General features: G+C 68.8%; 8 protein-coding genes and 1 pseudogene. 4 read left to right on the top strand and 5 right to left on the bottom strand.

The window, feature by feature from the left end; translation table 11 throughout:
• Positions 1 to 40: 40 nt before the first annotated feature.
• Complete coding sequence (locus M6444_RS18235; RefSeq protein ID WP_298330724.1) at positions 41 to 1,603, top strand: polyamine aminopropyltransferase; 1,563 nt, start codon at positions 41 to 43, stop codon at positions 1,601 to 1,603.
• Between the two features lie 12 nt (positions 1,604 to 1,615).
• On the opposite strand, the gene M6444_RS18240 is transcribed toward M6444_RS18235, so the two are convergent.
• Positions 1,616 to 2,455 (bottom strand): DUF1906 domain-containing protein, encoded by an 840-nt coding sequence (locus tag M6444_RS18240; protein ID WP_298330727.1) that lies wholly within the window; start codon positions 2,453 to 2,455, stop codon positions 1,616 to 1,618.
• 194 nt (positions 2,456 to 2,649) lie between these two features.
• Here M6444_RS18240 and M6444_RS18245 point away from each other — a divergent pair, with 194 nt between their 5' ends.
• The gene (locus M6444_RS18245) at positions 2,650 to 3,261 is read left to right on the top strand and encodes a hypothetical protein (RefSeq protein WP_298330730.1); all 612 of its coding nucleotides are present in this window, start codon (positions 2,650 to 2,652) and stop codon (positions 3,259 to 3,261) included.
• Positions 3,262 to 3,298: 37 nt separating this feature from the next.
• On the opposite strand, the gene M6444_RS18250 is transcribed toward M6444_RS18245, so the two are convergent.
• Complete coding sequence (locus M6444_RS18250) at positions 3,299 to 5,707, bottom strand: Tex family protein (protein WP_298330733.1); 2,409 nt, start codon at positions 5,705 to 5,707, stop codon at positions 3,299 to 3,301.
• A gap of 97 nt (positions 5,708 to 5,804) precedes the next feature.
• On the bottom strand, positions 5,805 to 6,956 hold the full coding sequence (locus M6444_RS18255; RefSeq protein ID WP_298330736.1) for an acyl-CoA desaturase: 1,152 nt from the start codon (positions 6,954 to 6,956) through the stop codon (positions 5,805 to 5,807).
• 183 nt (positions 6,957 to 7,139) lie between these two features.
• Here M6444_RS18255 and M6444_RS18260 point away from each other — a divergent pair, with 183 nt between their 5' ends.
• Together M6444_RS18260 and M6444_RS18265 are read left to right on the top strand one after the other, a co-directional pair.
• Positions 7,140 to 7,634 carry a gluconokinase gene (locus M6444_RS18260; protein ID WP_363326423.1) on the top strand — a complete coding sequence of 165 codons (495 nt, stop codon included), beginning with the start codon at positions 7,140 to 7,142 and terminating at the stop codon, positions 7,632 to 7,634.
• A gap of 433 nt (positions 7,635 to 8,067) precedes the next feature.
• Complete coding sequence (locus M6444_RS18265; protein ID WP_298330741.1) at positions 8,068 to 10,650, top strand: transglycosylase domain-containing protein; 2,583 nt, start codon at positions 8,068 to 8,070, stop codon at positions 10,648 to 10,650.
• Between the two features lie 567 nt (positions 10,651 to 11,217).
• Here M6444_RS18265 and M6444_RS18270 read toward each other — a convergent pair.
• A pseudogene (locus M6444_RS18270) lies at positions 11,218 to 11,856 on the bottom strand (FAD-dependent oxidoreductase); the annotation flags it as partial.
• Positions 11,857 to 11,905: 49 nt separating this feature from the next.
• Positions 11,906 to 13,351, bottom strand: a complete 1,446-nt coding sequence (locus tag M6444_RS18275) for a threonine/serine exporter family protein (protein WP_298330744.1) — start codon at positions 13,349 to 13,351, stop codon at positions 11,906 to 11,908.
• Positions 13,352 to 13,461: the final 110 nt, after the last annotated feature.

Raw genomic sequence — 13,461 nt, forward strand, 5'->3', positions numbered from 1 at the left:
CACATCGACCACCTACCAGGAGAAGCCCGCGTCGGGCGAGGTGCCCCGCGACAGCTGGTCGCGACCCGCCCGGGTGGTGATCCTCGGCGCCGCCCTGGTGTGCGCCGCCTGCGGACTGGTCTACGAGCTCGCGCTCATCGCCCTGGGCAGCTACCTGATCGGCGACACCGTCGTCCAGGCGTCCATCGTCGTCTCGGTGATGGTGTTCGCGATGGGCATGGGCTCGCTGTTCGCCAAGCCGCTGCAGCGGTTCCCGGCGGTGGCGTTCGTGGCGGTGGAGGCGCTGCTGGCGCTCGTTGGCGGCTGTGCGGTCCTGGTGTTGTACCGGTCCTTCGCCGTCACCGACGCGTACACGCCGATGATGATCGTCCTCGCGGCGCTGATCGGGGTGCTGATCGGCGCCGAGATCCCACTGCTGATGACGTTGCTGCAGCGGATCCGGGCGCAGGAGGCTGGGTCCGCGGTGGCCGACATGTTCGCCGCGGACTACCTGGGGGCGCTGCTCGGTGGGCTGGCGTTCCCGTTCCTGCTGCTGCCGGCGCTGGGGCTGGTCAAGGGGACCATCGCGACCGGTGTGCTCAATCTGGTGGCCGGCACCGTCGTGGTGATGTGGCTGTTCAAGCGGTCGTTGTCGCGGGTGTCGTGGGTCGGGATCGGGACCCTGGTCGTCGCGGTGGCCGTCGTGCTGAGCGTCGTGTGGTGGCGCGCCGACGCCATCGAGGTCGATTCGCGCCAACAGTTGTTCCGTGACCCGATCGCCTATGCCGAGCGAACGGAGTATCAGGAGATCATCCTGACCGAGCGGCATCGGATCGGCGGCGCCGACGACGTCCGGTTGTTCCTGAACGGCGACTTGCAGTTCGCCTCGCAAGACGAGTACCGCTACCACGAGTCGCTCGTCCACCCCGCGATGGCCGGGCGGCACGAGCGCGTCCTGGTGCTCGGTGGCGGGGACGGCCTGGCCCTGCGAGAGATCCTGCGCTACGACGGCGCCCGCGACATCACCCTGGTCGAACTGGACCCGGCCGTACTCGACCTGGCTCGGCACCACGACAGCGTGCGCGAGCTGAACGGTGACGCCTTCGCCGACGAGCGGGTCGACGCCGTCGCAGCCGACGCCTTCGGGTGGGTCCGCGACCAGGTGAACGCTGACGCGCAGCCCTACGACGTCGTGGTGATCGACATGCCCGACCCCGATTCGACCGCCACGTCGAAGCTGTACTCGCTGGAGTTCTACGGCATGGTGCACGACCTGGTGGCCGACGGCGGCCGCATGGTCGTGCAGGCGGGTTCGCCGTTCTTCGCGCCGCGATCGTTCGCCTCGGTGCGCGAGACGGTCGAGGCCGCGGGGTTCGGCGCACGCCCGTACATGGTCTCGGTACCCAGCTTCGGTGACTGGGGCTTCGTGCTCGCCGACCCCGAGGGCAGGGTCCCGCCGCTGCGCTTGCCCGACGACGCGCCGGACCTGCGCTATCTGTCGGCGGACGTGCTCGAAGCGGCCGCGGTGATCCCGCCGGACAAGGTGGTCACCGACGCCGAGGTGTCGACCATGCTCGACCCGGTGATCCTGGAGTACACGCGCAGCGAGTGGAAACAGTGGTGAGCGGCCACGTGCTCAGCCGACGGTCGCGACTGGAGCGTCGAGCGAGTCGCTGTCGATGTTGATCGAGACTCCGCCCCACGTCTCGGTGTGGGGACCGATGTACTGCTTGGCGCGCTGGTGATCGGACCACTGGTCATCGGGCGCGGTCGGCCAGCCGGTCAGCGAGGGGTCGTCGTCCCAGCGAGCCATCCACACCGCGTCGGGGCGGGCGTAGTCCGGTGAGTCGTACACGGCGGACAGGTCCGGCAGCCCGGAGTTCTGGTGCACGTAGACACCAGCGAGATAGCCGGCGGCCTGCAGCGTCTCGGTCCACGCCGAGACGTAGCGGCGAACCGCGGTCACGCAGGACGAGTCGCTGTTGTCGTAGTGCTCGACGTCGGCGTACAAGGCACTGCCCGGCAGCAGGCCGAGGTATTCGGCTTGCGCCAGCGCATCCTCGGCGTCGGCGGTGCCGATCGCGGTGGCGTTGTCGGCGGTGTAGCGATGCTCCTTCTCGCCGAGCATGCAGATCGGCTGATGACCCATGTAGGTCGGCAGCAAGTACCAGCCGATGTCGGTGACCTGTCGGACCCAGTTCGGGCTCAGGTTGGGCTGGTTGCAGCCTCGATTGATGCCGCCGAAATAGACGTTGACGGTTTCGTACGGTGACGTGCCCCACCAGGCTTGCAAAGCGCTCACCGGCTGCGCCGTACAGGCGTCGAAACCCAGCCCTTGCGCGATGGTGACCTGTCCTGATTCGACGTCGGCCGGGGCCCGCTGCTCAGCGACCGCGGTCGGCGTGAAACCGACGACGGTGGCGGCGACACAGGTGGTGAACAAACCGGCGACGGCGGCGCGTATGCGATGGCTCATGGGCTGATCTCCCTGTCCGGCTCGGCGTCGAACGCCCATGATGCCATCGATTCGCACGGATGTGAGTAGATTCTTGTCGATCAGTCATGCGACTCGTCAAGGCGTCCCGGCCGTCGGTATAGTCGCACGGTCCGGGGCGTCCGGAATGACGACGACGGGATGAACCGTTGCAACCGGCGTGGGAGGGCGGGCCGATGGTATTCAATGAATTCCTCGATGTCGCGGTCTCTTTCCCGGCTGTTCTTTTCGGCTTTCTGCTGATGGTGGTGGTCGTCTACTGGCTGCTGGTGATCATCGGCGGAACCGGGTTCGACGACGGTGCCCAGGACCGTCCGCCGCGTCTCGTCACGGCCGTCGGCCTCCGGGGGCTGCCGGTCAATGTCGCCGCATCGGTGATGATCGTGGTGGCCTGGTTGGTCTGCGTCGCCGTGATGCTGGTGCTGGCCCCGAACGCTGGCGCGGCCGGCGTGGGGTTGACGCTGGGCGCGGTCGCCGCAGCCGTGTTGGCGGCGTGGCTGGTCACCGCGGTGTTGGCGTATGCGGTGCGAAGCTCCGTCGCCGACCATCCGCCCGCCCCTGCCGACCTGGTGGGCGGGCTGTGCATCGTCCGCAGCGTGGACGTCGGCGCCGACTTCGGGGTCGCGGAGCTGGCCACCGGCGACGGCGCGCCGACCCTCATCGAGGTCCGTCAGACCGGCGGGGACGACCTCAGCACCGGAAGCACCGCGTTGATCGTGAAATACGAACCCGGCGACGACGTCTTCTGGGTGAAGGCCCACGAGCCCGACTTCGGCACCCGCTCCTGAGTCCGGCCAGCCGGTGCGAACAGCCCGACGCTCGCGGTCAGCGTCCCGGCTCCGGGTAGCCGGCCCGGCGAAACGCGTCGGCGATGGCGCCGCTGGGCGCCGATCCACCCGCGCGGCCAGCCGAACCGCCACCCGAACCGCCACCGCGCCTCGACCGCTCACCAGAGCGAGCCTGTTTGCCGTCCGGGCGGTTGCGCCCGCCGTTGCGGGCACCGCCCTGGCCCCCGGGAGCGCGGCCACCGGTTCGCCCGGCGCCGACCTCGTCGTCCAACCGCAGGGTGAGTGCGATGCGTTGACGCTCCACGTCGACCTCGAGGACCTTCACCCGCACGACGTCACCGGACTTGACGACGTCGTGCGGGTCCTTGACGAACTCGTGCGACATCGCGGACACGTGCACCAGACCGTCCTGGTGGACGCCGATGTCGACGAAGGCGCCGAAGGCCGCCACGTTGGTGACGACGCCTTCCAGGCGCATGCCGGGAACCAGGTCGCTGATCTTTTCTACGCCGTCGCTGAAGGTCGCTGTGGTGAACGTCGGCCGCGGGTCACGGCCCGGCTTGCCGAGCTCGGCCAGCACGTCGGAGACCGTGGGCAGGCCGAAGGTGTCGTCGACGAAGTCGGCCGGGCGCAGCCCGCGCAGCGCCTGCGGCCGGCCCAGCACACTGGCGAGGTCGCCGCCGGCGGAGTCGACGATGCGGCGGACGAGCGGATACGCCTCGGGATGCACACTGGAGGCGTCCAGGGGGTCGTCACCGTCGCGGATACGCAGGAACCCGGCGCATTGTTCGAAGGCCTTCGGCCCGAGCCGGGGAACATCCTTCAACGCCGTGCGCGAGCGGAACGGTCCGTTCGTCTCGCGGTGCTGCACGATCGACTCCGCCAGCCCGGAGCCGATACCCGACACGCGGGTCAGCAGCGGCGGCGAGGCGGTGTTCAGGTCGACGCCGACGGCGTTGACGCAGTCCTCGACCACGGCGTCCAGCGAGCGCGACAGTGCGAACTCGGGGAGGTCGTGCTGATACTGACCGACACCGATCGACCGCGGCTCGATCTTCACCAGCTCGGCCAGTGGATCCTGCAGCCGCCGCGCGATGGAGACCGCGCCCCGCAGCGAGACGTCGAGGTCGGGGAGTTCACGTGCGGCATAGGCCGAGGCCGAATACACCGACGCGCCGGCCTCGGAGACCATGACCTTGGTCAGGTTGAGCTCCGGGCAGGCCTTGACCAGCTCGGCTGCCAGGCGGTCGGTCTCTCGCGATGCGGTGCCGTTGCCGATGGCGATCAACTCGACCCGGTGCGCTTCGGCGAGCCGCGCCAACGTCGCCAGCGCGTCGGCCCAGCGGCCCTGCGGCTTGTGCGGGTAGATGGTGTCCGTCGCGACGACCTTGCCGGTGGGATCGACGACGGCGACCTTCACCCCGGTGCGGTACCCCGGGTCGAGGCCCATCGTGGCCCGGGTGCCGGCCGGCGCGGCGAGAAGCAGATCGCGGAGGTTCGCGGCGAAGACGCGGATGGCTTCGGCCTCGGCGGCCTCGCGCAGGCGGCTGCGCAGGTCGAGGTCCAGGCGAACCATGATCCGAGTCCGCCAAGCCCAACGCACGGTGTCACGCAGCCAACCATCAGCCGGCCGGCCACGATCGGTGATGCCGAACCGCGCGGCGATCGCGGCTTCGTAGTCGGTGGGACCGTCCGGCTGCTCGTCGTCCGGGGTGGGCTCGACGGTGAGATCGAGAATCTCCTCCTTCTCGCCCCGGAACATCGCCAGCACGCGGTGTGAAGGCAGCTTCGTCAGCGGCTCGGAGAAGGTGAAATAGTCGGCGAACTTCGCGCCGTCCTGCTCGCGGCCTTCGCGGACACGGGAAGACAACCGTCCGCGCGACCACACCCGCTCGCGCAGGTCGCCGATCAGGTCCGCGTCCTCGGCGAACCGCTCCACCAGGATCGAGCGTGCACCCTGCAGCGCCGCGGCGGCGTCGGCGACACCGGCCTCGGTGTTGACGTACTGGCCGGCCAACGTGGCCGGATCGTGCGAAGGGTCGCTCAGCAGCGCATCGGCGAGCGGCTCGAGGCCCGCGTCGCGCGCGATCTGGGCCTTCGTGCGCCGTTTCGGCTTGTACGGCAGGTAGATGTCTTCCAGGCGCGCCTTGGTGTCCGCGGCCATGATGCTGGCCTCGAGGGTGTCGTCCAGCTTCCCCTGCTCGCGGATGGACTCCAGGATCGCGGTGCGTCGCTCCTCGAGCTCACGCAGGTAGCGCAGGCGTTCTTCGACGGTGCGCAGCTGGGTGTCGTCCAACGCGCCGGTGCGCTCCTTGCGGTACCGGGCGATGAACGGGACGGTCGCGCCCTCGTCGAGCAACTCGACCGCGGCTCGTACCTGCGCTTCGAGTACGCCGAGCTCCTCGGCGATCTTCGCGTACACCGACTGTTGAGCCGTCTTCGTCACTGTGCCGTCCGCCCTCTCGTGAAACCGTCGCACGGCATTCTGCCCGGTGCCGGTTCAGCGTCCGGAGAGAGGATCGGCACAGCGGTGTGACCTGCGGTCAGACCCGGTACTGCGCGGTGATGGGGCAGTGGAACGGGTCCCGAGCTCGGAGGCCGACGTTGTTGAGATAGTCGACGACGATCTTGTACGACTTGATGAGCCCGGTCTCGGTGTAGGGGATGTGGTGACGCTCGCAGAACTCGCGCACGATCGGCTGCGCCCGGCGCAGGTTCGGCCTGGGCATGTTGGGGAACAGATGGTGCTCGACCTGCAGATTGAGCCCACCCATCGCGAGGTCGGTGAACCACCCGCCGGCGATGTTGCGCGACATCAGCACCTGCCGCTGCAAGAAGTCGATCTTCATGGTGGCCGGTACGATCGGCATGCCCTTGTGGTTCGGTGCGAACACCCCGCCCAGGAGCACGCCGAACAGGCCCATCTGGATGGCGAAGAACGCCGCCGCCTTGCCGGGCGGCAGCACGATGAGCAGCGCGGCGACGTAGCCGCCCAGGCGGACGGCCATGAACACCGCCTCGACCCAGCGGTGCTTCAGTTTCTCGCGCCGCACGAGCGTCTGAATGCTGGCGACGTGCAGGGCCAGGCCCTCCAGCAGGAGCAGCGGAAAGAAGAACCGGCCCTGGCGACGCGCGAACCACCCGGCCACTCCGCTGCGCTGCTCGACCACGCCGGGCGTGAAGGCGACGACACCCGGCCCGATGTCCGGGTCTGCACCGATCTTGTTCGGATTGGCGTGATGCCGGTTGTGCTTGCGCATCCACCAGCCGTAGCTCAGCCCGGTGAACAAGCCGGAGATGACGCGCGCGGTCCACTCGTTCCAGCGGTGTGAGGCGAAGATCTGGCGATGTGCGCCTTCGTGGCCGATGAACCCGAACTGGGCCAAGACCACGGCGAGTGCCGCGGCGAGCAGGAGTTGGTACCAGGAATCGCCGAGCAGGACGAAACCCACCCAGATGCCGGCGAAAGCAGCCACGGTCGTGAGCATCAGGGTCCAGTAGTAACCGTACCGGCGACGGAGTAGCCCGGCTGCCCGGATCAGCTGGGAGAGCTCGGCATAAGAACTGACGTGCCGTCCGCGGGGTGCGCTCGAGGCTGGCGGCACGAGGGCCGCGGGCTCCGCCGTGCTGGAAGTGATGGCAGGTTGCATGTGGTCCTGGCCCGTCTCCGGCCGTTTCGCCGGGGTCGTCGTCACCAGAACCGTCGTGACCCTGGTCGTGCTTCACTCTACGTTGGCCGGGCCGCGACCTTCGCCACACTGGTGACGAACGTGTACTGCCGCCGGACCCGGTGTGCGATGCTGTGCCGGACCGTGCGGACCAGGAATCGTCGCCCGATCAGGAGACTTGCGGTGCCCGATGTGACACATCTCGTCGTGATGGGAGTTTCTGGTTCCGGGAAGACGACCATCGCCGAATTGCTGGCCGAACGGCTCGACCGCCCGTTCGCCGAGGCCGACGACTTCCACCCGCAGGCCAATGTCGACAAGATGGCCGCCGGCGAGCCGCTGACCGACGACGACAGATGGCCGTGGCTGGAGACGATGCGGGACTGGTTGTCCAGCCAGGCCGCACGCGGGCTGCCCTCCATCGTGACCTGTTCCGCGTTGCGCCGCGTGTACCGCGACGTGTTGCGCGGGGCCGACGGGACGGTGCTGTTCGTGCACCTGGCCGGTCAGCCGGCCCTGGTCCGTCAGCGCGTCGAGCGCCGCCAGGGTCATTTCATGCCGCCGGCCCTGCTCGAGTCGCAATACGAGACGCTCGAGCCGCTCGAACCGGACGAGAACGGCATCGTCGTCGGGGTGGCCGACACCCCGGAGCAGGTTGTCGAATCCATCATCGAGCAGCTCGGACTTCGCGCCGGGGAGAAGTAGGTCACCGGCCGGTTGTGCTGGGTGCGGCGCACCTGTCCATGCCGACCATGAGGCGGCACCGGCGCTATCACGCCATGGGCGACTCATGATCCACCACCCAATGACACACATTGATCCGGATCTGCCGGTTTCAACCGGTAGGCAATTCGGGTATATGGGGCCGGCGAGCACCGCGTGCGCAGGTCGAGGTCTCCGCTCGCGGGGGTGGCGGAGAATGCGTCTGCGCACGCAGTGCTCGGGCGGGTCGCGGGGCAGTGGCGGTGTTGCAGGCCCCGGCGGAATGCGCGAGACCGATTCCGGCTCCGGCCGTCTGCCACGGAACTTCTGCGGCCCGTTCGGCGTCTTCAACGACGATGACAAAGCGTGAATCCGGCCACATGTCCGGCGCTAGTGGCCGAGACGGGTAAGCTGCGCAGTTTACGATCGAAGGCGTATGAGCGACGAGACACCGGCCGACGGCGGCCCTGCGCGATCAGCGAAGTATCGCGCCAGGCCCCCCAAGAAGACAGGATGGCGACGGATCTTCAATTGGAAGACCGTCGGCCTCTCGGCGCTTGGATTCTTCCTACTGGTGGTGGCTGGGGTCGGCGCGGCCTTCGCACTGATCGACGTCCCCGAGCCCAACGACTTCTCCACCTCCGAGACGACCATCGTCTACTTCGCCGACGGTGAGACCGAGCTCGGCCGGTTCAGCGCCGAGAATCGCGAGGTCGTCGACTCCGACGAGATCCCCGAGACATTGAAGCAGGCCACCGTCGCCGCGGAGGACCGCAGCTTCTACGAGAACGCCGGCTTCTCCGTCACCGGAATGGCCCGGGCTGCCATCGACACCTTGCGCGGTGAGGCCTCAGCCGGCGGCGGGTCGACCATCACGCAGCAGTACGTCAAGAACTACTACCTCACCCAGGACCGCACCATCACGCGCAAGCTGCGCGAGCTGGTGATCTCGGTGAAGATCGACCAGGACGTCGACAAAGATCAAATCCTGGCCGACTACCTCAACACCATCTGGTTCGGACGCGGCACGTACGGCGTGCAGACCGCCTCGCGCGCGTACTTCGGCGTCGACGTCGCCGATCTCGATCTGGCTCAGAGCGCGGCGCTCGCCGCGATCCTCCGCTCGCCGGCCCGGTACGACCCCACGTTGGGTGCTGAGAACGCCGAGCGGTTCGAGCAGCGCTTCCGCTACGTGCTCGAGGGCATGGTCCAGACCGGAGCCATCGATCGGGCCACGGCGCAGGCCACCAAACTGCCGGAGATCCTGCCTGAGCAGCAGAAGAACCGCTACGGGGGACCCAATGGCTATCTGCTGAAGATGGTGCGCGACGAGCTGCTCGCCCTCGGGTACGACGAAGTCGAGATCGAGACCGGCGGCCTGCGGGTCACCACGACGTTCGACGAGCAAGCTCAGGCCGCCGCGATCGAGGCGGTACGAGAGGAACGGCCCACCGAGAACGCCGACGGAGTGCACATCGGGATCGCCGCCGTACGACCGGGCGACGGCGGTGTCGCCGCGCTGTACGGCGGGCCGGATGCCGTCGAGCAGGGCTACAACGACGCCGTCGACGCCACCCCGCAGGCCGGATCGGTGGTCAAGCCGTTCACGCTGGCTGCCGCGCTGGAGAACGGCTACTCCCTGAACAGCCGGTTCGACGGCAATTCACCGTTCGATCCGCCGGAACTCGGCCCACCGGTGAACAACCAGGGCGATCAGGACTACGGCAGCGCGGTCTCGCTGGAGTATTCGCTCGAGAAGTCCATCAACACCGCGTTCGTCGACCTCACCATGGAGTTGGGTTCCGAGACCGTGGTGGACGCGCTCACTCGGGCCGGCGTCCCGGAGGACGCGCCGAGCCTCGAGCCCAACCCGCGCGTGACCCTGGGCATCATGGGCGTCTCGGCGCTGGACATGGCCAACTCCTACGCGACGCTCGCGGCGCAGGGCATGCGGGCCGACACCTACACCGTCAGTACGGTGACCGACGCCGACGGCGCGGTGGTCTACGAACGCGAGGTGGCGCCGAAGCGAGTCTTCGAGGAGGACATCACCGCCGACGTCACCTACGCACTCACCGAGACCGTCCGGACCGGCACCGCGTATGCCGCCGCCGAGCTCGACCGGCCGGTCGCCGCCAAGACCGGAACGCACGAGGACCTGACGGCGTGGTTCGGCGGTTACACCCCGCAACTGGCCGCGGCGGTCACCTACTTCCGCGGCGACGGCACCGAGTCGCTCAACGGCGTCGGCGGGATGGATCACTTCAGCGGCGGCGGCTACCCCGGAGAAACATGGACGGCGTTCATGCAGGGCGCCCTCGAGGGTGAGCCGGAGGAGGAGTTCCCCGAACCGGCTGGCATCGAAGCCGAGGGCAATACGGGGGGCGGCTACGGCGACGACTCGTACGACAACGACGACTACTCCGACGACGACTACTCCGGCAGGGAGCCGAGCGGGGACCCGACGGACGAGCAGCCCGACGAGCCGACGGACGAGCCGACGGACGAGACCCCGGACGAGCCCACCGACGAGCCCAGCGACGAGCCGACGGACGATTCCGGGGACGAGACGGGCACGCAATGGGGGTCGGAGTCCGGTAGCGATTCAGGTGACGAGTCGGGCACTGATGACGGGACCGATTCGGGCACGGACTCCGGGACGGATTCGGGGACCGATTCCGGTGGCGATTCGGGCACGGACTCCGGGACGGATTCGGGCACGGACTCCGGCGGTGATTCGGGCACGGACTCCGGGACGGATTCGGGTACGGATTCAGGGACCGACTCCGGGGGAAACGCGACCGGTACCGAGACGGGCGGCAACGCGACCGGGACCACACCCGGGTCCGCACCGGCGGCTCGCGGAGCGGGATCACTCGTCGCCGCGGGCGATGACCTCGAGCACCGTCTTCAAGTCGTGGACCACGATCGGATCGGCCCCGTGAGCCTGGCCTTCAGCCTTCTCATGCGCCTCCAGCCGGAGCCAGTCGTCCCAGCTGATCGCGCGGATCTCGCGTGAGGCGAGCAGCTCGCTGAGATCGGTGTGCGGTCCAGTCCGGGGCGGCAGGGAGTCGAGGTCGGCCAAGACGCTGGCGGCCACCTCGTTCGCATCCGAGCGGTTGGTGGCGATGACGCCGGTGGGGCCGCGGCGCAGCCACCCGGTGACGTAGACCCCCGGCATCACCTCGCCGTCGGCGATCACCCGGCCGTCGCTGGATGGAATGGTGCCGGTGTCCGGGTCGAACGGCAGCCCCGGAACCTCACGACCGCGGTAGCCGATCGCGCGGATCACCAACTCGGTGGGCAACGACAACGGCGGCGCGCCGTCGTCACGTGTACGCACGAGCTCGATGCCACGGACTCGCTGGGTTCCGGTGATGGCGGTCGGTCGTCGCCAGAAGTGCAGATGGATGCGGCGTGGTGCGCCCCGCAGCGGACGCTCGGACCACTCCCGGAACAATTCGACCAGCACCCGGGTCCGGCGGTCTTCGGCGATGGTTCGTTCGTCGTCGGGGCTCAGGACCAGATCGGCCGGGTCGACGACGAGGTCGATGTCGTCGAGGTCACCGATCTCGTGCAACTCCGGTGATGTGAACTTGACCTGTGCGGGACCGCGACGAGCCACGATGTGCACATCGGTCAGGGTGTTGGCCTCCAGCGCGTCGACCACGTGCCGGGGCATCGACGTGGGGCGCAGCGACGACGGGTGTTTGGTGAGGATGCGGGCGACGTCGAGTGCGACGTTGCCCGCACCGATGACGGTGGCCGTGCGCAGGTCGGCGGGCAGCTCGATCGGTTTCGCCTCGGGGTGGCCGGTGTACCAGGCCACGAGTTCCGACGCGCCCAGCGAGCCGCTGAGGTCCTCGCCGGGGATGTTCAGCGACCGGTCGCCGAGCATGCCCGTGGACACCACCACCACGTCGTAGGCCGAGCGAAGGTCGTCGATGGAGATGTCCTCACCGACGGTGACGTTGCCGAGGAAACGCACCTGGTCATGCTCCAGGCCACGCGCCAACACGCGGGAGATGTTGCGGGTCTTCGGGTGATCGGGCGCGACGCCGTAGCGGACCAGGCCGTACGGCGCCGGTGCGGCCTCGAACACGTCGATGTGGTCGAAAGCGTCACCCTTGAGCAGCGCGGCCAGCGCGTACAGACCCGCCGGGCCTGCGCCGACCACCGCGGCGCAGCGGGGGACGGACTGCGCACGCGCAGGATGAGTGGCCATCAACGCTGACCCTAGCGCGTAGCCGCCGAACCGCGGACCAAGCACGCCGTCAGGTGCGCGCTCCGCGAGCCCGCCGCTGCACGCGCCGCTGCCACCGGTCCATCTCCGAACGCAGCGGGGTGGCGAAGAACTCGCCCAGCGTGACCCCGGCCGCCAGCGCCAGCGCGACGCCGAGCGCACCGATGAGCATCCCGGCGCCGCCGACGACGTCGTTGGATTCGACCATGGTGAACATCGCGTTGTAGATCGCGAGCCCGGGCAGCAGTGGCGTGATACCGCACACCGATATCACCAGGTTGGGCGAGCCGATGCGTTCACTCACCGCGCCGGAGGCCAGACCGACCATGAGCGCGGCGAGGAACGCCGCCATGGCCGGGGTCAGTTCGAGCACCTGGCGGGCGAACAGCAGGGTGCCGGCGGAGAGCATGCCGATAGGGAGGACGACGAGGATGGTCTTGGCCCTGGTGTACGACGCCGAGGCCCACGCGGCGGCGATGAAACCGCCGCCGATCACCTGCACGGTCGTGGGACTCGACAGCGTTGACGAGTCGGTGATGCGCAGCGGCACGCCGAAGCGCTGACCGAACTCGAGGACCGCGGCGATCCCGATGACCAGGCCCACGGTGTAGAGGGCCACTTCGTAACTTCGGGCAGCCGCGGTCAGCGGATACCCCGCGATGGCGTCTTCGGCAGCGCCGACCAAGGAGAGCCCGGCCAGCAGCACCACGATGCCGGAGGCGACGATCAGCGACGGCGGCAGCAGAGTCGGCGGCCAGTCGAACCGGTCGGTCAGCCACAGCGCCACCAGGCCGATCAGCGTGGCGATGCCCGCGCCGACGATCTGCTGGAACAGGTACGGCAAGCCCTTGCGACGCAGTGTGCGCAACGTCCGGTCGATGATCATCGACGTCACGGCCGCGACCGCGGCGACGACCGGTCCGCCGTTGAGCAGCAGCGCGACACCGGCGGCCATCAGCCCCAGCGCCAGGGTGACGATCCAGCGCCGGTAGGGATGCGGCGCGGAGAGGATCTCGTCGAGGCGGCGGTGCGCCTCGTCAAGCGTGACCTTGCCCTCGCCGGCGTCATCGGCGAGATCGAACATGTCGGCGAGCCGGCTGTAGTCCGAGGTGCGGACGTTGATGACGCGCAACTTGGTGATGGGGTCGTCGTCCCGGTCGATGGACACCATGATCGAGATGAAGGTGATGTCGACCTGACAGCTGGTCACCCCGAACCCTGCCGCCATCCGCAGAAGGGCGGCGGTGACATCGGCCACCGGTGCGCCGGTCGCGATCATCGCCTCGCCGGTGCGCAGCACGAGATCGAGGACGGAACGTTCGACGTCGGCGGCCAGCCCGCTGCGGAGTTTGGGCAGCGCGATCGGCACCGTGGGCGGGTCCTCGCCTTTGACCACCCAGCGCGCCCGCTGGCGCAGGTGTCGATCGAGCGCGCCTCCTCGAGGCGGGCTGGACCGTCGTTCGGGCGAGCTGTTCACCCCTCTGAGCGTAGGACTCAGCAGGCCGAGTGCAAGAGCGGGTGTGACGTGCGGTTGGACACGTCAGGCGCGCGCAGCGGCGTGCGTGTGGCCTGGCAGACTGGCCGGTG

It is taken from the genome of Haloactinopolyspora sp., assembly GCF_027324685.1.
GTDB lineage: Bacteria > Actinomycetota > Actinomycetes > Jiangellales > Jiangellaceae > Haloactinopolyspora.